At 46.1% G+C, this 21,563-nt stretch carries 16 protein-coding genes; 8 read left to right on the top strand and 8 right to left on the bottom strand.

Annotated features, from left to right (window positions below):
- Positions 1-53: 53 nt before the first annotated feature.
- Together ctaD and PY364_RS13555 are read right to left on the bottom strand one after the other, a co-directional pair.
- On the bottom strand, positions 54-1,730 hold the full coding sequence (gene ctaD / locus PY364_RS13560; RefSeq protein WP_275523236.1) for a cytochrome c oxidase subunit I: 1,677 nt from the start codon (positions 1,728-1,730) through the stop codon (positions 54-56).
- 95 nt (positions 1,731-1,825) lie between these two features.
- Positions 1,826-2,872: a cytochrome c oxidase subunit II gene (locus tag PY364_RS13555; RefSeq protein WP_275523235.1), complete on the bottom strand. Its 1,047-nt coding sequence runs from the start codon at positions 2,870-2,872 to the stop codon at positions 1,826-1,828.
- 608 nt (positions 2,873-3,480) lie between these two features.
- On the opposite strand from PY364_RS13555, the gene PY364_RS13550 reads away from it, so the two are divergent.
- Positions 3,481-4,398 carry a heme A synthase gene (locus tag PY364_RS13550; protein WP_275523234.1) on the top strand — a complete coding sequence of 306 codons (918 nt, stop codon included), beginning with the start codon at positions 3,481-3,483 and terminating at the stop codon, positions 4,396-4,398.
- 67 nt (positions 4,399-4,465) lie between these two features.
- Here the strand turns inward: PY364_RS13550 and PY364_RS13545 are convergent, their stop codons facing one another.
- Entirely contained in the window at positions 4,466-4,645 is a 180-nt protein-coding gene (locus PY364_RS13545) for a hypothetical protein (RefSeq protein ID WP_275523233.1), read from the bottom strand.
- A gap of 71 nt (positions 4,646-4,716) precedes the next feature.
- On the opposite strand from PY364_RS13545, the gene PY364_RS13540 reads away from it, so the two are divergent.
- Both PY364_RS13540 and PY364_RS13535 read left to right on the top strand, forming a co-directional pair.
- On the top strand, positions 4,717-5,694 hold the full coding sequence (locus PY364_RS13540; RefSeq protein WP_275523232.1) for a heme o synthase: 978 nt from the start codon (positions 4,717-4,719) through the stop codon (positions 5,692-5,694).
- 98 nt (positions 5,695-5,792) lie between these two features.
- Complete coding sequence (locus PY364_RS13535) at positions 5,793-6,641, top strand: site-specific DNA-methyltransferase (protein WP_275523231.1); 849 nt, start codon at positions 5,793-5,795, stop codon at positions 6,639-6,641.
- 13 nt (positions 6,642-6,654) lie between these two features.
- Here PY364_RS13535 and PY364_RS13530 read toward each other — a convergent pair whose 3' ends face one another.
- Both PY364_RS13530 and PY364_RS13525 read right to left on the bottom strand, forming a co-directional pair.
- Positions 6,655-6,918 carry a ScaI family restriction endonuclease gene (locus tag PY364_RS13530; RefSeq protein WP_275523229.1) on the bottom strand — a complete coding sequence of 88 codons (264 nt, stop codon included), beginning with the start codon at positions 6,916-6,918 and terminating at the stop codon, positions 6,655-6,657.
- Entirely contained in the window at positions 6,919-7,140 is a 222-nt protein-coding gene (locus tag PY364_RS13525) for a helix-turn-helix transcriptional regulator (protein ID WP_275523227.1), read from the bottom strand. It lies immediately after the preceding gene.
- Positions 7,141-7,746: 606 nt separating this feature from the next.
- On the opposite strand from PY364_RS13525, the gene PY364_RS13520 reads away from it, so the two are divergent.
- Complete coding sequence (locus tag PY364_RS13520; RefSeq protein ID WP_275523225.1) at positions 7,747-8,751, top strand: RNA polymerase sigma factor, RpoD/SigA family; 1,005 nt, start codon at positions 7,747-7,749, stop codon at positions 8,749-8,751.
- A 111-nt stretch (positions 8,752-8,862) separates the two neighbouring features.
- Positions 8,863-9,423 carry a hypothetical protein gene (locus tag PY364_RS13515; protein WP_275523224.1) on the top strand — a complete coding sequence of 187 codons (561 nt, stop codon included), beginning with the start codon at positions 8,863-8,865 and terminating at the stop codon, positions 9,421-9,423.
- 53 nt (positions 9,424-9,476) lie between these two features.
- Here the strand turns inward: PY364_RS13515 and PY364_RS13510 are convergent, their stop codons facing one another.
- Positions 9,477-15,770 (bottom strand): translocation/assembly module TamB domain-containing protein, encoded by a 6,294-nt coding sequence (locus PY364_RS13510; protein WP_275523223.1) that lies wholly within the window; start codon positions 15,768-15,770, stop codon positions 9,477-9,479.
- A 522-nt stretch (positions 15,771-16,292) separates the two neighbouring features.
- Here PY364_RS13510 and PY364_RS13505 point away from each other — a divergent pair.
- The 3 genes from PY364_RS13505 (at position 16,293) to PY364_RS13495 (ending at position 18,658) form a co-directional block, all read left to right on the top strand.
- Positions 16,293-16,655 carry a DUF3110 domain-containing protein gene (locus tag PY364_RS13505; RefSeq protein ID WP_275523222.1) on the top strand — a complete coding sequence of 121 codons (363 nt, stop codon included), beginning with the start codon at positions 16,293-16,295 and terminating at the stop codon, positions 16,653-16,655.
- Positions 16,656-16,839: 184 nt separating this feature from the next.
- Positions 16,840-17,757: an N-acetylmuramic acid 6-phosphate etherase gene (gene murQ, locus PY364_RS13500; protein ID WP_275523221.1), complete on the top strand. Its 918-nt coding sequence runs from the start codon at positions 16,840-16,842 to the stop codon at positions 17,755-17,757.
- 370 nt (positions 17,758-18,127) lie between these two features.
- The gene (locus tag PY364_RS13495) at positions 18,128-18,658 is read left to right on the top strand and encodes a hypothetical protein (protein ID WP_275523220.1); all 531 of its coding nucleotides are present in this window, start codon (positions 18,128-18,130) and stop codon (positions 18,656-18,658) included.
- 248 nt (positions 18,659-18,906) lie between these two features.
- Here PY364_RS13495 and PY364_RS13490 read toward each other — a convergent pair whose 3' ends face one another.
- Positions 18,907-19,983, bottom strand: a complete 1,077-nt coding sequence (locus PY364_RS13490; RefSeq protein ID WP_275523219.1) for a potassium channel protein — start codon at positions 19,981-19,983, stop codon at positions 18,907-18,909.
- Positions 19,984-20,079: 96 nt separating this feature from the next.
- On the bottom strand, positions 20,080-21,495 hold the full coding sequence (locus PY364_RS13485) for a radical SAM protein (protein ID WP_275523218.1): 1,416 nt from the start codon (positions 21,493-21,495) through the stop codon (positions 20,080-20,082).
- Between the last annotated feature and the right edge of the window lie 68 nt (positions 21,496-21,563).

The following is a 21,563-nucleotide window of genomic DNA, read 5'->3' as shown; positions in this document are numbered from 1 at the left end:
CGGTAACATACCGCCCAGAGCGCGGCGTTACGTAAACTACTAACAACTAACCACTAACTCTTCACAGATATAGGGACACTTGGCTTACCATGCCCATCTACTCCATAGTCGTAGGGCCCATACGTCAACACTGGCAAAACTTCCCAGTTTTCGATCGCGGGTGGCGATGCAGTCGTCCATTCCAAACTTAGAGCATTCCAAGGATTATCAGACGCTTTCGGCCCGTACATCCAACTCCAAATAATATTAATGAAGAATGGAATTACAGAGAACCCTAGCAAAATCGATCCGTAGGTACAAAGCTGGTTTAGCTGAGTAAATTGGGGGTCATACATGGCAATCCGGCGAGGCATTCCTTGTAATCCCAAAGAGTGCATCGGTAGGAAGGTAAGATTAGTACCAATGAAGGTGAGAACAAAGTGAACTCGGCCCCAATTTTCATTCAGCATCCGGCCAGTCATTTTGGGGAACCAGTGATAAATTCCGGCGTAAAGGCCGAAGACTGAACCGCCAAATAAAACGTAGTGGAAATGGCCCACGACGTAGTAACTATCGTGAACGTGAACATCAAAAGGTGCAGTTCCCAAAGTGACACCAGAAAGTCCGCCAAAGACGAACATCATCAACAAACCGATCGCGAATAGCATCGCACTGGTAAAGCGGATTTTACCGCCCCAGAGAGTAGCTACCCAGCCAAAAATCTTCACCCCAGTGGGAACCGCAACAATCAGAGTTGAAATGGTGAAAAACATCCGCATCCAGGGAGGTGTACCGCTGGTGAACATATGGTGTACCCAGACGAACAATCCCACAAAGCAGATAGCGACACTAGAATAGGCGATCGCTTTATACCCAAAAATGGGTTTACGAGCATGAACTGGAATTACTTCTGACATAATCCCGAAAATAGGCAGAATCATTAGATAAACTGCCGGGTGAGAATAGAACCAGAATAAATGCTGGTAAATGACAACATTACCGCCTTCATCAGGCTTGAAGAATGACGTGCCGAAATTGATGTCAAACAACAGTAGAGTTAATCCCGCAGCTAGCACTGGAGTTGACACAAGTGCCAAAATTGAAGTCGCCATAATCGCCCAGCAAAACAGGGGAACTTGATCCCACCTCATGCTAGGAATTTTCATCTTCAGGATGGTGACGATAAAATTCAACGATCCCAAAATCGAGGAAGTTCCTACCAATATAATCGCCAAAATCCACATGGACTGAGCCGTATTTGCTGTAATCACGCTTAAAGGCGGGTAGGATGTCCAACCTGATTGGGCTCCTCCGAAAAAGAAACTACCCAAAATCAGCAATCCAGCGGGGGGGTTTACCCAAAAAGCGAGGGCGTTTAGTTTCGGAAACGCCATATCTCTCGCACCGATCATCAGCGGTACTAGAAAGTTGCCAAATCCCCCGATCGCAGCCGGCACAATCCACAGGAAAATCATGATCGTCCCGTGATTAGTCAGGAAAGCGTTGTACAGTTCGGGAGGCAAAAAATCTGAATCGGGAGTAAAAAGTTCTGCCCGCATCGCCATCGCCATCAAACCGCCAATCAGGTAGAAAATAAACGCCGTGACCAGATATTGGATACCAATCAGCTTGTGGTCAACGTTGAAAGTAAAGTAGTCGTACCATTTCCACGCTTCTGGATGCTGATGTCCACCATGAGGATCGCCCTTATTTTCCGGCGGTGCATTTACTGGAATTTGTGCTTGTGCCATAAAGTATGTTGGGGAAAAATAGCGAATTTGTTAACTGTTAACGGTTAACGGTTAACTGTTAACTGTTAACTGTTAACGGTTAACGGTTAACTGACTTATTTGTGCAGTTGAGCTAGGGTTTCGGCTTTAATTCCCATCTCGCTTGCGTAGGGAGCCAGAAACTCGGATGCTGACAAATTAGCAGGGTTAACTGCAACAGCTTGATTTAACTCTTGCTGCTGAGCAACCTGACTTTCTTGTAGCCAGCTATCATACTCTTCCTGAGTATGAACGATTACTCTTGTACGCATCGCGCCATGATAGCTGCCGCAGAGTTCGGCGCAAAATACGGGGTAATCTCCCGTCTTGATAGCTACGAACCGGAGTTCAGTGGGTATACCGGGAAGGGCATCTTGTTTGAGGCGAAACTGTGGCACCCAGAAGGAGTGGATTACATCGACGGCGGAGAGGTTAAGCTGTACGTCTTTGCCGATGGGTACGTGCAATTCGCCAGAGGTGACGTTGCTTTCGGGATAGCTAAATATCCAGGCGTATTGCATACCAGTGACGTTTACTGTCACGTCTGGTTTTTTTCCTTGTTCTGCCGGGGTTCCTCCAAAGCCATATTTGGCATTGGGGGCTGGTGGCATTTCCGATGCCATCTCTTCTGATGTCATTTCTTCTGATTGCGCGATCAGGGGAGCTGCGATCGCGCTTCCTCTGGGCATTTTATGTGCCATGTGGGATGGTGAATGGACGTGAGCCATTACCTGAGAAGCTCCAGGGTCAAAGCCTCCCATGTCTCTATAAACTTCAACGCTGTAGACTCCCAAGCCAATCACCAAGATCGCAGGAATTGCTGTCCAGAAAATTTCTAAACCGAAGTTTTCGCTAATTGGCACTCCGTCGCCGTCGTCTCCGGGGCGGTGGCGGAATTGGATCGCAAACAGTACGATCGCGCCCTCTACTACGATGAACAGAGCTGTGCCGATCGTGATCATCACGTTAAAAAAATCATCCACCAGCGGGGCCTGGGCTGATGCCTGCTCTGGGAGTAGGTGGTTGTTTTGACCGTACCACACGCTGACAACTGTGATGACGATGCCAGCAACCAGAGCCAATATTGAAGCTGGTACTGTTTGTTTTTCTTTTTCTTCTGCCATGCCTTGTTGACTCCTTGCTCAGGGGTGCGACACCTTGGTTGAGGAGTCGCTTACTTGAAGCTTATTTGTGGGCTGCCATCTTACAGGCAGTCATATCTACTTATTAGGGTAGAGCAGGTATCCATTTAGAGTTTGTAACTGGTGCTAATTTTTAGGATTTTTTTATGCTTTTAACATTTCGCAATAAATCTTTACACTTTTTCGTACAGTAAAAAGTCAAAAAAATATTAAATCTTAAGGTTTTCTTTATAAAATATTCATAAATTTTGATGGCTTAATCGATCAAGCACACAAAATCCTGAAAATAAATCAAGATTTGTTTAAAATTATAAAAATCAGCCCAATATCTTCCTGGAATTTACGCAAAACTGTTTGTAACGCCGCCTTCCAGGCGGTTAAGGATACCGCCTGGAAGGCGGCGTTACATGGGGAGCAGTAACTATCACAGCAGCAAAGCTGAAATCTTTGTAAAGAGGGGTTAATCCAATTTTACTGTCGCTAATGTAGTAAACACGACTTTTGCGATAAAAATAGACTGTTAAGCTCACCTGAGCAAAGGCTCATTATTTAATTAAGTTTGATTGACGATTAAGGTTAATGTAAAACTCATGGCTAACTCTGTTTTGAATCAGACTGCCGCGCAGCCGCAAGCGGAGTGGCAGCCAAGGGATATGATTCGTAGCCTAGTCTGGAAGATGGCGATCGCCACTTGGCTATTAATGGCCGTAGGTAGCGCAACGCGGGTAATGAATGCTGGTCTGGCTTGCCCTGATTGGCCCTTGTGCTACGGTGAGTTAGTACCCACCGCGCAGATGAACCTACAAGTATTTCTGGAATGGTTTCATCGGCTAGATGCAGCATTGATTGGATTAAGCGCGATCGCACTCACCGCACTATCTTGGTGGTATAGGCATCGTCTTCCTGGTTGGCTAGCGATCGCCTCCCCACTCACCCTATTTCTGATCGTTTCCCAAGGCATTTTAGGAGCACTGACAGTAACGCAACTCCTACGGTTTGATATTGTCACCGCTCACTTGGGAATGGCTTTAGTATTTTTCATCACCCTAGTAGCGATCGGCTTAATGCTGACACCCTATCAAGCAACCGGAACAGTTGGCAAATTACCCTGGTTAGCATCAATCGCCGCCTTGCTGATTTACCTGCAAAGCCTATTAGGAGCATTAGTCGGCTCTCAATGGGCCCTGCATCAATGCTTTGGCGCATCCGAGCTATGTGGTGTGATGAATAGCCACATTATGGGGATCGTACCCGCCACCGTCGGCACCTTAGCAGTAATCGCGATCGCCTGGCGAACACCAGCACTAAATGCCACATTACGAAAATTAGCAAACTGGGCTGGCTTATGTCTAATAGCACAGTTACTTTTAGGAGTAGCAACTTTCCGGTTACACCTGCAAGTAGAACCCCTAACAGTAGCTCACCAAGCAGTGGGTGCAGCTTTACTGGCCACGCTTGTAGCATTCAGCGTTTTAGCATGGCGCGATCGCGCCATATCTGCCAATTGACTCCCTAGTTAGAATAAGCCGGGCGAATAAAATTCGCGGCTAAACAAACAAAGTCCGCCTACGCGGACTATAGAAAGAGCAAGGCGACGGTTTTGAAACCCGCGCAGGCGGGTTTAGTCAGTGTAGTAGCGGTTTTAACCGCCCAGTTATAGCAGTCGCCAAGACCATTAAATATATCCGTAACGCCGCCTTCTAGGCGGTAATTAAACCGCCCAGAGGGCGGCGTTACGTAAGTCTTAACCGCCAAGGCGGTTGCTATAAAACCGATCGCGTTACAAAAAAGCCTGCAACGGGCTATGCAATTTAGGAAAGGAAATAATGCAGGAAATTCTTACTAACAACCAATCCCGAATCCATCAAAACCTTTTACAGGTAGTTCAAAGTTACTACCAACTAACGAAACCAAGAATTATCCTGTTGCTGCTAATTACCACAGCGGCGGGAATGTGGATGGCAGCTAAAGGAGAAGTAGATCCCTTATTGCTATTAGCAACTATGACTGGAGGCACTTTAGCTTCCGGTGCTGCTAATACTATTAATTGCATCTACGACAGCGACATTGACTATATCATGGAGCGCACTCGCTGGCGACCTATTCCTTCGGGGCGGGTAAAGCGTCGGGATGCTTTAATATTCGCAATTGTTCTTGCTAGTTTATCCTTCACCTTGCTCACAGTTGTTGCTAATTTGCTAGCTGCTTTATTAGCAATGTCGGGCATCGTTTTCTACGTCCTAATTTATACCCACTGGCTAAAGCGTCATAGCGTGCAAAATATCGTCATTGGCGGTGCAGCAGGAGCAATTCCGCCCTTAGTAGGTTGGGCTGCTGTGACAGGAGATTTAAGTTTAACCGCATGGTTATTATTTGCGATTGTGTTTTTGTGGACACCGCCGCATTTTTGGGCTTTAGCAATGATGATTCGCGACGAATACGCGGAGGTAGGCGTGCCAATGTTGCCAGTAATTGAAGGCGATAAAGCGACTGCGGTGCAGATTTGGATTTACACTCTGATTTTGATTCCTGCGACTTTGCTGCTAGTTTATCCACTGAATGCAGCGGGTGCAGTGTATGGAGTTGCGGCAACTTTACTGGGGGCGATTTTTATGCAGAAAGCTTGGCTACTGTTACAGTCTCCAGAGGATCGGGGAGTAGCGCGATCGCTCTTTAAGTATTCCATCTTTTACATGATGTTGCTGTGTGCGGGAATTGTGGTTGATAGTTTGCCGGCTACTCATCATTTTACGGCTGCTATTGCTGCTAATATGCAGACTTTAATTAGTGCAATTCCGCTGTAGGCATGAGTTAGATTGCAATTATTTTGATGGAGCCCGCCTAGTGCGGGTTTTGTGATTTAATGATTAGTTTATAGAGTACCCCTGATAACAATTCAATCATGGTTTTAACTAACATAGTAAATTTTTTGGGTCAACCCTACTTTCAAGCACCTAACTGTCTGATTTATCAGATGGACTGCTTAGAAGCCATGTCAAAGCTGCCAGATAAATTTGTTAATCTCACTGTCACCAGTCCACCCTATAACATTGGCAAAGAATATGAAAAAACATTGCCACTTGATAAATATTTAAACTGGTGTGAAAGCTGGATAACTGAGATTTACAGGCTTACAGTTCCCAACGGCTCTTTTTGGCTTAACTTAGGATATCTATCAATTCCCCATAAAGCTAAAGCGATTCCCATTCCCTATCTACTTTGGGACAAAATTCCTTTTTACCTTATCCAAGAAGTTATCTGGCACTATGGCGCTGGGGTTGCTGGCAGTAAATTCTTTTCACCCCGCAATGAAAAGTTTCTTTGGTACGTGAAAAACCAAGAAAATTATACCTTTAATTTAGATGACGTGCGCGATCCTAATGTAAAATACCCCAATCAAAAAAAGAATGGTAAAATTAAAGTCAACTCCCAAGGTAAAAATCCGACGGATGTTTGGGATTTTGCCAAAGTCACTTCTGGCAAAAATAGAGCATCAAAAGAGCGTACCTCTCACCCCGCTCAATTTCCCAGTGCTGTCATCCAGCGCATTATCAAAGCTTCATCCAACCCAAACGAAATCATTTTAGACCCTTTTTTGGGTTCAGGAACTACGGCGGTTGTTGCTTTAGATTTAGAGCGCACTATCATTGGATTTGAGATTTGCCAAGACTACTGCGATCTAGCTGCTAAGCGGATTGATGATTTTCTAAGGCAAAAGCAGCTTAGTGGAACTCAATTATCTTTATTTTAGAAAAGGCTAATTTTTATAGAGGTAATGGCAGTAACTTATAACGCTCTACATCACGGCTTAATCTAGCTTGCTGCCCTGTTGCCGCCGCTTGCCCTTGCCAATCTTCTCGATCTATCCACCCGAAACGAACTAAATTAATACTTAAAGCTTGTACCCCTTGAGTTTGCGTATTGAATTTCTGGAAATTAACTACCAGGTAATAACCTGATTGGTCTATGAGTTCTCGTGTCTTGCCTTCCCAAGCTTGAACAGGAAGCCCCGTATAGGGTGACTGCATTTACTCTATTTCCTTCAACAGTTCACTAGGCGATACTCCTAGAGCTTTTGCTAACCGCAGAATGTTTAAGAGGGCTATGTTTCTTTCACCCCGCTCAATACCACCAATGTAGTTACGGTGGAGTCCAGCCCGTTCTGCTAACTTTTCTTGGGAAAAGTCCCTTAATATCCTTAGCCGGCGAACTTGCTCTCCAAATTTCTTTAGTTCTGGATTTTCTGTCACATCAGCAAGATATCTATGACTTTACGCTCAAATCTACACACTATAAGTGTGATTTAGCCTTGAAGAAGACAGCTAGCCTAGAGTGCTAGCTGGAACTGATACCAGATCCTTGAGAGTAGAGACATCCGGCCCGCGTACCGGGATCGAGTTCGGTTATCTCCTATTCAGTACATCTGGGCACTTAAAAAAATTCAGGTCATTATGGAATAAGAAGCAAGCAAACCCCCTAGTTTCACAGTCAGTGAGAGTCAGTTGTGCTTAAACCTAGAAGAGTGCCTGCAAACTTAAGGAAAAATGTAGAATTTTCACCTTAAGATAGATGCTTTTACCCTTTACGGCCATCAAAAATTGTAATAAAATTGAGAAAAGTAAACTGAAAAATAACTTCGACTTGTAGGAACCGTCAAAGCCAGTCAACTTTTATCAAGTTAACTGGATTGCCAGAGATGACGACCTAAAAGTACGTACCAAAAAGCTTCTACCAATCGTCACCCATGCTTGAAGGGATAGGGAAACCTATCTCTAATATAAGTTTCTCTCCAGCTCCGAAAACTGGGGCAGACTATGGTCAACTTTCTATCTGTTTAAGGAGTGTAATATTCACCCATGTCTAACGCCACCCCTAAAAACAAAACTGGTAAGCCCCCTTATATGGGCACAAGGCCAGACTCCTCAACAGATACGGTTCGTACCTATCTGCACGAGATCGGCCGCGTGGCGCTGCTCACCCGCGAGCAAGAGATTGTTTACGGCAAGCAGGTGCAGCAAATGATGCAATTGCTAGAAGCGAAAGGAGAGCTAGCTAAAGAACTGCGGCGCGAACCAACGGAGGTAGAATGGGCTTTGCAAGTGCAGCTAAGTGAAGCTGAACTCAAGCGCGTGATGCACCAAGGTCGCCGGGCCAAGCAGAAAATGATTGAGGCGAATTTGCGCTTAGTAGTGGCGATCGCGAAAAAATACCAAAAGCGCAATATGGAATTCTTGGATTTAATTCAAGAAGGTACTCTCGGCTTGGAGAGAGGTGTAGAGAAATTTGACCCGATGCGGGGATACAAATTTTCAACCTACGCCTACTGGTGGATTCGTCAAGCAATCACGCGCGCGATCGCTCAACACGCTCGCACCATCCGTTTGCCGATTCATATTACCGAAAAACTCAATAAAATCAAAAAAGTCCAGAGGGAACTAGCTCAGCAGCTAGGGCGCAGCCCAACTCCAGCCGAAATCGGCTCTGCACTGGAATTACACCCTTCCCAAATTCGGGAATACCTGCTAATGGCACGCCATCCAGTTTCTTTGGATCTGCGGGTGGGAGATAACCAGGATACAGAACTGCAAGAACTCTTAGAAGATGAAAGCGCCTCTCCTGATGATTACATCACAGGGGAATTGCTCAGACAAGACCTCCATAACCTGATGGCAGAACTAACTCCCCAGCAGCGAGATGTCTTGAGTTTGCGGTTCGGTTTGGAAGACGGGAATGAAATGTCTCTGGCCAAGGTAGGGGAACGGCTGAAACTCAGCCGGGAACGGGTGCGCCAGCTAGAACATCAAGCTCTAGCTCATCTACGTCGTCGGCAAGCTCAAGTGCGAGAATACCTAGCTAGCTAGAAATTTGAGAGAAAAGATTTTAGATTTAATCTAAAATCTTTTTTTGTATCTGGAAACGAGCATTTAGCAAGGGGATCAAAAACCGGGTTGGTTGCAAGCAACTGGTTGACTATGGCAAGCCTTTTCTCTCAAAAACCCGGTTTATTGAAATTAAATCGATTTGGCGGTTTACTGGGGGGGTTATTCTTAACTTTGGGGTTAGGAGCGATCGCCACCTATTTAACAAGTACATCTGTAAGCGGATTAGGGTTGTTGGCTGCCGGGCCGCCGAAAACAACTGCGCTTTTACGTCCACCAGTCAAATTCTGTCCAAAACCATTTACAATCGATTCCGAGCGGGAGCCAACAAATAGCTTAATACCTGATGGCACTTATTTCTATGGTCAATCTCCTCAACGCGACCAAGTTGAAAAGGAGTATTTTGTGTTTGAACTTCGTCAAGGGAAGGTGATAGGAGCTTTTTATCTTCCTAGGTCTGCTTTTTACTGTTTTTATGGCTCTTTAAAATCAACTCAGTTAGATGTAAAAGTTGTAGATAGTTTCGACGGCAGTACCTCTCCCTATTCTGTTAATCTCCCACAGTATCATCGCCTATCTACAATAAGTGAGAACGATCGCCGACTACTAAATATATGTAAAAAGACTTATCAACAGCAGGTTTGGGGAAAATAGAGAGGAGGCAGGAGGTATAGCAACGGTCAAGGTGGTTAAGACGTTCAGAGTTCCTAAAACCTCACTTCATATTCAACAGTTGCCCGATTATCACCTTGAAAATTAGTCGAACCGCGCAACAAAACCTCATCACTCAAACGATAGCGGAGAGTAAATTCAGTCGGCTGGTTCGGCGCGAGCACGCGAATTACAGAAGCAGAAACATTGCGTGTAATATCAAGACCAACCTCCAAACCTAAACCCAAAGTAGACGAAGAAGAACTTTTCGCTTCCTCTTTTCTGATCCTAGTAGGAAATAGGCGAAATTCCGTTAATCCCGTAGCATTCGTTACCGCAGACTGAAGATTACTAAATAAACCCGCACCTGCCAAATTCGCGATCGCTAGCGTACTGTCTCCCGCCCCCAAAGTCTGTACAAAACTACCGCCCAACAAAGCCACAATTTCCGTTTCCGAACGAGTTGGAGAACTCCGCAACTCGATATTTTCCGCCAACTGAGAAGCCCTTCCCTGGGCTAAAGCTTGAATGCGGATGCTGCGGACACTACCAGAATTAATCCCAGTCGGATTATCCGCGATCTCAGAAGACAAAGCCGAAGTCGGTGTTACAAACCGCGTTACCTCTGGTACTGATGTCACCAAACGCACGTCCAGAGTTGGGTCTAGCCCTTGAGATGGTATAAAAGTTGCCGTTTGCGGGTAGCCGCGATCGAGGCGGAATTGGGTAGTAAACAAATTCACCGCCCCGGCTGTTAGCTTAATCGTACCCTGGGGCCGCAACTCATCCAGCGTCCCATTTACAGTTAAACCCCCAGTTGCCAAAAAACTGAGTATCGGCGGACTCGTCACCTGGACTCCCTTACCCAAATTCAACCGCAGATTATCCAATCCCACCTCAAAGGACTGCGATCGCCCCCCTGTTGTCGATACCACCGTTGTACTACTACCAGACCCAGGGAGAAACACCTGACCGTTAGAAAGGTCAATATTACCGCCCAGAGAAGGCCTCAAAGCCGTTCCTGCTACAATAATTTGACCATTGGCACCACCTCGGTAAAGTCCCTTCAGATTCAAAGCCAACTTATCCAAAGCGACTGTTAGCCGATTTGCCCGATCGCGATCGCCCTCAGCCAGAGGTACAACCAGCGGTATTGTCCCAACCGCCGTTACCTTACCCTGACTCAATTGTCCTTGTAAACCTTCCACGCGAATGCGATCGCCCTCAAACCGCACAATTCCCGTCAACCCCGTCAGCGGATCGGGAAAAGCGGGCGATCGCACCGTCGCATTCTCAAAAGTCGCAATCCCTTCCGCCGCCGGCTGCTGTAAAGTCCCACCTACCTTGAGTTGTACCTGTCCCTTACCATCAACCCAAGCAATTTGCGGCGTGAGCACATTAATAATCGCCAACCCCTCATTTTTGAGATTGACATTCAAGGCAATTTGGTCGCTATCCGGCTTTACGGTTGCAAAAGGCAACTCAAAAGGCAAACTTCCCTGTACAGTTATCGGTTCCGCAGCAGTCACCAAAGCACTACCGCTGAAATTGAGACGGGCATTAGTGTAGCTAAAACTGCCTTCAGCATTCTCAATTGGCTCAGTATTAATTGTACCGTTAACCAAACTCAGTTCCCCAATCGCCTGCGGATTGTCCAAAGTACCTGCGATATTTGCTCTCAGATTGAGATTGCCCGTAACATCTACATAAGGCAATTCGACAATTTTCGCCAACTCCTCCACTGGGACATTTTTCACTCGTAACTGGCCCGACTGCCCTTTTTGTCCAATTTGCCCCGAAAAGCCAATCAGCGTCTCTCCAGACTTAATTCGCAGGGGTAAAACAGTCAAAGTACCATCTTGAAAACTACCCTCAACGCTGAACTGTTCTGCAACATAATTTCCCCAACGCCAATCATTCCCCGCAACGTTAAACTGAGCTTGTACTCCTGTCCGTAAAGAACCCGCTACAGAGATTTCACCGCCAAAATTCCCTTGCAATTCCGATAAAGGCGGTATTTTCGAGGATGCTTGAGCCTCACGCTGTTGTTGTAAGAGGACTTGAATTTCTGCAAAACGGCGCAATTGCTCGATTAAGGGAGCATCTGGCATCCCTACAGCCACCGTTTGTACGTCCGCCGCTGTCCCATAAACGGGAGGTTTTAAGCCGCGTGCAATGTCACTGAAGTTAAAATATTGCAACGCCACCAGGATATCTTGCAAATTGCCTTGCTTGGCATTAATTTTGCCTGCAAATTCGGGGTTATCGCCAGCTTTAACGGTTCCAGAAATCAGGTATTGGCTTTGTCTTAGTCGTAATTCACCATTAATCAGGCTAGCAACACCATTAGCATAGTTAAATTGCCCTTGGAAATTATCAGCTCTAATGTAACCGATCGCAGGTTGGGCGATCGCGATTTGTCCCGATGCTTGCAGATTCGCCACATTTAGCGGCATTTTCCAGCCTGGTATATTAATTTGACCGGAAGCCAAACCAGTTATCGGCCCCAACCCTCGATCCTTGGCGGGTGTCAAGTTCAAAGTAGCCAGAGGAAACTGTTCGAGATTAACTTGCAGAATATCACCTTGAGTACGACCGCTGGCGATCGCATCTCCACGCCTAATTAAAAATGATGTTGGTAAATAAGTCCGATCTAAAGCTACCTGAATTCGGTCTTGTTGGCCTGCTAAATTCAATTCCAATCCGCGACCTAATCCTCCATTCACAGTACCCAACATGACCGGTTCAAATTCTACCTTATTTACCGCTAAGTCACGCAATCGCAAATCGCCAACTAAATTGATATTGGCTAAAGTTCCAGAAAGCCGCCCTACAAAATCGGCTTTTCCTGCTACTAAAGTCGGCCCGCTGACATTTTGAAGTGCTGGCGGTGTAGGAATTGGTAAGGAGTTTAAGTCAAAATTGGAGAGTTTAACATTAAAATCCAAATTAGAAATAGAAGGTAGTCCTTTCCCTTCAAATTCTACACCAAAAAATCCATTGGCGCTCAATCCCGGAGTAGCAGCATTTTCAACTTGTACTCGTTTACCATCCCAGTTAAATACAGCCGCAAAGGGTTGATTAAGAAAAGGCAATTCTGATACTTGGAAACGACCAGCAGCGCGAATTGCTTGGGGTACAACAGCTAAGGGGCCAGATAAGTTAATTTGACCGTTGAAAAGTCCTCCGAGTAAAGGCAAGTTTTGAGCTTGACCGATTAAGCCTTGGGCTCGCAAGCGCGAAGTTTGTGCTAACCAAACTTGTTGAAAGCGGCTTAAGGCAACTCGATCGCCTTCAATAGTTGCTAGCCAATTACCTCCAGTTAATTGACCTCTGCCATTGACAATTCCACCGCCATCATTGAGTCTGAGTTGACCTTCACCGTTAGCAACAATTGCATTACCACTTAAGTTGTTCAAATTCCCGGATAGGCGTATTCTCCCATCTAAAGATCCATCTATTTCTGATGGTAGATCGGCCGTTAGCAGTCCCGCTTGTTTTAATGGTTGTTCTAAACGGTTCAGAGCTAAATTATTAGTTTGCAGGAATGCTTGCCAACTGCTTTTTTCTAATTTACCTTGAGCGACAATTGCGCCTAATTGATTAGTAACAATGCGCCCATCGGCAAAGGCAGTTATCGCATTTGCTGTTAAGTTTTCCAAGGGCCCAGATGCTTGCAATTGACCTGTTAATCGCCCATTGAGAGATTGCAGATTTTGCAGTTGAGCTTTGATATTAGTATTGACAAATGGCAATCCAGCGTTAATAATTGGATTGAGTGCGATCGCATCTGCCCCTGCAACTCCCTGCCATCTGCCACCGCCTAGTTCGCCTTTGAGATTAAGAGTACCGCCAGCCACAGCAATGCGTCCATTACCATCAGCCGCGATCGCATTCAAAGTCAAGTTATTCAAAGGCCCTGCTGCTCGAATTTGCCCGGAAACTCGCCCATTCAGGGATTGTAGATTTTGCAGTTGAGCTCTAAGATTGTTGGTCTGGGGGTCAGTCCCATCAATAAAGGGCAGTCCAGCATTAATAATCGGATTGAGTGCGATCGCGTTTGCGTCTGCAATCCCTAGCCAGCGCCCAGATTCCAGCTTACCACTGGCATTGACAGTTCCCCCAGCGACATTAATTCGCCCTTTGGCATCAGCCGCGATCGCATTCAAATTCAACTTATCCAAAGGCCCAGCTACTCGAATTTGCCCGGATACCCGCCCATCTAGGGTTTGCAGATTTTGCAGTTGAGCTTTCAGCTTAGTAGCTTCGGGGTTAACAGCATTTAAAATTGGCAATCCCAAATCTGCCAGAGAAGCGATCGCGATCGTCTCTGACTCCGCAATCCCTTGCCATTGACCTTTATCCAATACCCCCCTACCATCGATCGTCCCTCCAGCGGTGGTTAAACTGCCGATTCCCCTAGCTGCGATCGCATTTAGGTTCAAATTGTCCAAAGTTCCCGCAGCCAGTACGCGGCCGCTCACAAGCCCCTCTAAATCAGCAGGTATTGACAGTGACGGTATCTCTTGCTGTAAACGATTGAGATCGACGCGATCGGCTCCCACCAAGGCTTGCCAACGGCGGTTATTGAGAACACCGCTAACATTCACAGTACCACCAGCAACGCTCAGCGCCACATTCTGCAAACCTACTGCCGATCGCGCGATCCGAATTTCACCAGTCGCCGGATATGTAGCTTGTGGTGCTTGCCATTGCACTCGGCCCTGGATATTATCAAGAGGGCCGAAAATCTGAGCTTTAGCGGAGATATTGCCGATCGCAACTTCAGCAGGAAGAGATACTTGGTAAATTCGGGCGATCGCATCTGCTGGTAAATCCTTGGCCGCGACATCTAGTACCACCCCAGATCGCAAATTACCCTCTCCCAAAGCTATATCAACTTGACCTTTACCAGTAATATCACCCCCAGCACTTGGCGTTACCCGAATATCGCTCAAAGATACAAGCAGAGAGGAGGGGAAAGATGGGGAAGGTGGGGAAGATGGGGAGGATGGGGAGGATGGGGAAGATAGGGAAGATGGGGAGGATGGGGAGGATTTAGCACCCTGTGCTCCCCCACTCCCCCGCTCAAAAGTTCTTCCTCTTTCTACTGCAAAGCGAGTGCTGATATTGCTAAATTGGAGGCGATCGATTTGAACTGGCTTTGTAGTTGCGATCGCGCCTAAAAACAAAGGTTGAGAAAGATCCCCAGTAAGTTTACCTTCTAGTTTCACTTCCCCCGCTACAGGAATTGGCAATTGCAAAGGCTTTGAGAGTTCTTTATTAGCTGCATTCAGCAACACCGCCACAGTTACAGGCTGAATATTAGTAGCTAAATTAAACTTAGTTTGTCCCAGGTCAAAGTTAGGCCCAGTTTGAAGCGTGCCTGCGATTTTAATTGGAATCTCACTGTACTTGGTACTAAAATTATCTATTGCGATCGCACCTTCCTTAAACCGCACTTGACCCGTAGTATTCTTCAGCGGTTGTTTCAACGGATTAACGATCGCCTCCACACCCTGAAAGCTAGCTATCCCAGTGATATCCGATAGTTTATTTTGCTGCAAACTGACAGTTAAATTGCCACTTCCTTGACCCCCAACCAAACTAATTGCCGGAGCTTTCAGCAAACGTGCCAGTTCAGAAACAGGTAGATTTTGCCCTTGTAATAGTACATTCGTTTCACCAGTTGGCAATAGCGAGTCTGCCTTGACTCGGAAGTTACCACTGGTAATAAATTGACCATTAAGTTCGTAGAGAATTCGCTGATTTTGTTCTCTAAGTTGAGCGTTACCATCTTTGAGCTTCACCGAAATCGGGGCTGAGGTTTTCTGTCCTACCGCTGGAGAGGGTACGAGTACAGCATTGGCATTTTCAACTCGGATAGTGTCGATTTCGGTTTTAATTACGCCGCCTTCAGGCCCTTTAGCCGTTTCGATATTAATCCACTTGCCATTAGCATCTTGCTCTATATAGGCATTGGAGTTGACTAAAGTGATGTTGAGCTTTAAGGTACGTCTGAAGATCAAATCCCCCACAGAAAAGTGTACTTCGACAGCTTCAGTCGAGGCATTATCGGGATCGGTAGGAGTTGCTGGTATCGACGAGCTACCAAAGCGTAAACCAGTCAGAGAAAATCTTTCCAGCCGCCCGACTTTAACTGGCCGCTTCAATAGTTGGCTAATTTCAGTCTCAACTAGGGGTGCTAACTCTTCTTGTATCCACCAAGCCGCCACCAAGGCCCCAGTTATGGTAACAATTCCCAATCCTATACCGCTCAAAATTAGCGGCCGCCATCTGCGGCGGGAGGGACGGGGTTCTGGTTGATTGTCGATGTTGGGATTCGTCATGCTTGCAACAGAAGAGCTATAGCTAGGGAAGAAGGGGCTAGGGGCTAGGGGCTAGGGGCTAGGGAAAGAGGGGGAAAAGAGGGGCGCTTAGGCTAGGGGCTAGGGAAAGAAGAGAATAGCATTAAGGGTTTCAGGAAATCAGAACGTCCTAACGAGCTTGGCATTTGCTATAAGTGTCTTCACTCTGTTTGCTCAAAATATAGACACTTCTGTACAGAGTCAGGTTCAGTCGAGGAACTTTGACCAAACTCAATCTAAACACAGACTAACGCCTTCAACCAACTCAACATAGACGCGATTTATTTTAAATAGGACTTAAGGATGAGATACCAAAAACCTAGGTTTGAGATTGCTTCATAAAGTCAAGCGCTACGCGCAGGCTTAGCCTTAGCAATGGCAGAAGTACGTTTTGCGTAAGTCCTATTCAATAAAGACGCGATCGCACTTTTCCGCTCTCCCCATTAATTCTCGCCGATCGCCTTTAATATAAAAAACGGTGGTAACTGAGGATCTGAGAAACTTATGCGAGTGTTCGTCTTACTGTTTAATGCTCGAACGGAGAATGAGGGAATCCATACTATACAGATCGGCGATCGCAATAAGGTGCTGATGTTTGAGTCGGAAGACGACGCTGAGCGCTTTGGTGTGATGTTGGAGGCTCAGGATTTCCCTACGCCTGTGGTGGAAGCAATCCAAGATGAGGAGGTTAAGGAGTTTTGCAATAGTGTTGATTATGACTGGGAACTGATCCCGGCGGGAGCTCTGGCTATTCCACCAGAAAGTAATGTAGAACAGACTGACTGGCAGGTGGAACAGAAGAAGGATTCGGAAATGCCAATCAGCGAACTTGACGCTATTCGTCGCCGGCTGGAAGGACTTTTATGAAGGAAGAAGGATGAAGGAAGAAGGAAGAAGGATGAAGGAAAATGCAGTAAATTATTCCCTTGTTCCCCTTCTTTCACGCTTCCCCTAGCCCCTAGCCCCTAGCCCCTCTTCCTCTCTCCCCCGCTCCCCGTCTGATTGCAAACACTTGCCCACAAAAGAAATGACACATGAGGTTAATTGAAAGATGAAAAATTTGGATGAACGTGGGCATTTGTTGACGGAACAGGTGAATGCCAATAGTGAGAATTTAGACCAGTTGAGTTCTCTGGAGTTGGTGGATCTGTTTAATCGTGAGGATGCTCAAACTTTAGCGGCGATCGCATCTGCTCGTCAAGCTTTAGCAATAGCGATTGACATCACCTCTACGGCTTTGCGTCAAGGAGGAAGGCTGTTTTATGTGGGTGCGGGTACTTCTGGGCGTTTGGGGGTTTTGGATGCGGCTGAATGTCCGCCCACTTTTTGTACGCCGCCGGAGTTGGTACAGGGGATTATTGCGGGGGGTGCGGGGGCTTTGGTGCGGAGCTCGGAGGATTTGGAGGATCGGGCCCATGACGGGGCGGAGGCGATCGCACACCGTCATGTTACTGCTTTGGATGTGGTTGTGGGGATTACGGCTGGGGGAACAACGCCCTTTGTGACAGGTGCTTTACAGGCCGCCCGCCAACGGGGGGCTAAGACTATTTTTATGGCTTGTGTGCCTGCTGAACAAGTGGATGCTGAGGCTGATGTTGATATTCGCTTGTTGGTGGGCCCGGAGGTGGTGGCGGGTTCGACGCGGCTGAAGGCGGGTACTGTGACGAAAATGGCGCTGAATATTCTTTCGACTGGGGTGATGGTGAAGTTGGGGAAGGTGTACGGAAATCGCATGGTTGATGTGGCGGTGACTAATAAGAAGTTGCGCGATCGCGCTGTGCGGATTTTGCAAGATTTGACAGATTTGAGCCGGGATGAGGCTGGTTTTTTATTGGAGAAAAGCAATAAGTCTGTAAAGTTAGCTTTAATGATGCACTGGACTGGTTTGGACAAGGAAGAGTGCGATCGGGTTTTGGCAGAATATCAAGGTAATTTGCGGGCTGCGGTTGCAGGAATTGTTAATTGTTAACGGTTAACGGTTAACTGTTAACTGTTAGGGAGCGAAGCGAAGCAATCTGAGGCGCGAAGCGTTGCGAGGAACGAAGCAAGCTGGATCTTGCCCGAAGCAATCGCCTAGTCTCTGCGATTGCTTCGGGCTTGCTTCGTACCTCGCAACTGCGCTTCGCTTGGCTCGCAATGACGGATTATTACTAATAAAGGGGATGACTAACCCGGATTTAGTATCAGAACCTCTTGAGTCCGCGTAGGCGGACTTTGTTTGTATAGCCGCGATTTCCAATCGCCAGGGTATATTAAAATTTTCCTTTAAGGCTTGACTTGACGAATAAATCAATAAGAGTTATAATGGTTATATAAAGCAGGCAAAGGCGGTAAGAATTATGTCTAAAACGCCAACAACAAAAGAGCAGTTACTCAAGACAATAACTCAGATCCAAAAATCCCAGAAAGCAGAGGTTTTTTGCGATCCTGTGATTGCCAAAATTCTAGGAACGCCGAAGAAATGGAAAGCGTTAAATAAGAGCGAACTGTGTCTGGTAATCGATGCTTGGAAGCAAATGTTATCAGCTTGTCCTCAAACGGCAAATTGGCTGCCACTCAGGATTAGCAGTCGGATTTTCTCGCTGGCCGCCGATGGAGTGCGCTGGGTAGATTATTTCGGATTTGCTTCAAAGCAGGAAGCAGAAGCATTTTTAGAGAACATTATGCCTGACTGTAAATGGGCGGCGATTCGCCAAGGAGGTAAGCGAGTTAATGCTAGTTTTGAATGTAAAGTTTGGGGATTGAGTTATGAAAAGTTTCAGTCTATTGTTGCTAATGAAAAAATGCTAAGTGGCCCACAAATGACGATTTGTTTGATGAGTTGGTCTACTTCTTCTCGCCAAGTTCCAGATTTACTTGTTAATTGTTAGTTGTTAGTTGTTAGTTGTTAGTGGCTATTATACCAAATCTAGGTTTACTACCACCTTTACGTCATTGCGAGTTGCGAGGAACGAAGCAAACAGAAGCAATCGCAGAGACTAGGCGATTGCTTCACTTCGTTCGCAATGACAACATAAAGGGGATGACTTTCCCCGGATTTGGTATTACGCACTGATTAGCAATTAGCAATTAGCAATTAGCAATTACCAATTACCAATTACCAATTAGCAATTAGCAATTACCCTCCAAGAGGTGTTTGTTTAGGAGGTCTAGGAAAAGGAGTTTTGAGAGGACTAAGAATTTTATTAAGTTCGCGCAATTGTTCAGCAGTTCCCATGCAAATCAGCATATCTCCGCCTGCGATGGTGGTGTCAGCGGTGGGGCCTGCGATCAATGTACCATCGTCGCGGCGAATTGCTAATACTAATGCTCCTGATTGCGATCGCAGTTTAGCATCTCTGAGGGTTTGCCCCGAATAGGGGCAACTTTCGGGATCGACGAGAAATTCTTCCATGTAAAAAGAGCGATCGGTTCCCGTCAAAATTCCATCCACGAAGTCCATAACTTGAGGGCGTAACGCAGCAGCGGCCATCCTTTTTCCGCCTGTAATGTAAGGTGAAATCACTGCATCTGCACCACCCCGCTGTAACTTTTGTACTGCTTCTTCTGTTGTCGCCCGCACGATTGCCCGCACATTCGGGTTGAGGGTTTTTGCCGACAAAACTGCATAAAGATTTTCTGCATCCGAGGGTAATGCCGATACTATACAGACTCCCCGTTTAATTCCCACATTCAGCAGGGTGTCGTCAAGAGTAGCGTCGCCTTGAATCGCTTTATAGCCTAATAAAATGGCATCTTGGATGGAATCTGCGTTAGAGTCTACGATGACAAAAGGGATACCTTCTGCTTTGAACTCTAAGGCAATTTGGCGACCCATGCGCCCAAAACCGCAGAGAATGTAATGTCCAACTAATGAATCTACCAAGCGCCGTTGTTGCCTCAGTCTAGCTCCTTCTTGAAAGTAACCTTGAATTAGGGCTTCTGTAAAGCGGTTGACGATATAACCGATGGTGACAACGCCCATTAAAATTAGGTAGATGGTAAAAAGTCGGCCTCGCGATCCAAGGGGGTGAATTTCGCCATAACCTACTGTTGCTAGAGTAAATACTGTCATGTAAGCGGCATCGAGGGGCGGCCACCCTTCAATCAGGCTATACCAAAGGGTGCCGATGCAAAAAATGCCGCCAAGGGCGATCGCACCGCCAACTAATTCTTTTTGCAAACGTTGGTATTTTTGCTCTAGCGTGGAGTACACCGATTTAGTTGATTACTTTAGGATTTACGTAGAAGAGAGCCCCCAACTCTTAAAAAGCACAAGGGGGCTTTTGATATTCCCCCTTTTTTATAGCAGTTAATGAACTAATTCAGGAATTGATTTTTGAGCAGTTTGACTTTCCAAAGTTGGATTTTTCTTAAATCCGCTGAGAATAGTTTCTAACATCGGCTGTATTTTGGCTATTTTTTCCGCCCGAATAATCACATCCCACAGGGGCTCAAATTTTTTCCAACCGCCTGCATAGAGTAAATGTCGCATTCGATGATTCCAAGTATTTTTAGTGGCAACTCCTTGAAATATTGAACTCCATCGATAGAAATCTCGATAGGCCCGCCAGTAACCAGCTTCTAAAACTTCTGGGGTCATTTTCTTAGGTTTAAATACAACATTGCGAGTATCGTACAAATCCCAATTGTGATGATCGATCCGCTTTTCTGCATCCATTCGCTGATACAAGTCTGTACCAGGATAGGGTGTTAAAATGTGAAATGTGGCAGTTTCAATCCCGTTATTTACTGCCCATTCTACAGTGGTATCAAACACAGTTTCATCATCTTCGTCCATACCGAAAACAAAACTGCCATTAATCATCACACCCATGTCATGTAAACGCCGGATTGCGGCACTGTAATCGCGATTTAGGTTGTGATATTTGTGCTGTTCTCGTAGATTGATAGAATTGAGGGTTTCAAAGCCGACAAACAAACTACGCAACCCACTTTCTACAGCTTTTTCTAACAAATCTGGCTGCAAAATTGCATGAACTGTTCCCGCAGCTTGCCATACTCGCCCCATGCCTTTTAAACCGTCAAATAAGGCGCTGGCAAAACGGACATCTCCAAATAGGTGATCGTCGAGAAAAAATAGGTGTTTTCCTGGTAATCTTTCAATTTCAGCTAAGGCATGATCGACTGTTTGGGTGTAGAAAGATTTGCCACCTTTGAAGAATGATTCTTTGTAGCAAAAATCGCAGTGGTGAGGACAACCGCGCGATACGACAATGGAATTTGGCACTAAGTATAGTTGGCGTTTGATTAAATCGCGGCGGATTTTGGGAACACCGATCAAAGTGCGATTTCTAGAGGTATAAACTTTTTCTGGTTTGCCTAAATGCCAATCTTTAAGAAATTGCGGCCAAGTATCTTCGCCAGGGCCGAGAAATATGGTATCAGCATGGGCGGCGGCTTCTTCTGGGAGGGAGGTGACATGGAGGCCGCCGAGGGCGATATAAGCGCCTTTTTGGCGATAGTAATCGGCTAATTCGTAGGCGCGGTAAGCGGAGGTAATGTAGACTTGAATTACTACTAAATCTGGTTCGTCATCTAGGTTTAAAGGTTCAACGTGCTCGTCTTGGAGGTCGATTTCGTCATCTTCACTAAAAAAGCTGGCAATTGTGGCTAATCCCAAGGGTGGAAATAGGGAATATTTGATGGGCCGCCAGTGGGGGCTGATGGCTTCGGTGAGGGCTGGCAAAATCATTTTTACTTTCATTTGTTGGCTCCTTTGATGACGAGAGGCAATCTAAATGTTTGCGATAACTAATGATAGCTGATGGTTAT

It is taken from the genome of Kamptonema sp. UHCC 0994 (assembly GCF_029167235.1).
Lineage (GTDB): Bacteria > Cyanobacteriota > Cyanobacteriia > Cyanobacteriales > Microcoleaceae > Kamptonema.
The sequence above is the reverse complement of the archived record's forward strand: the minus strand, read 5'-3'. Positions and strand labels throughout refer to the sequence as shown.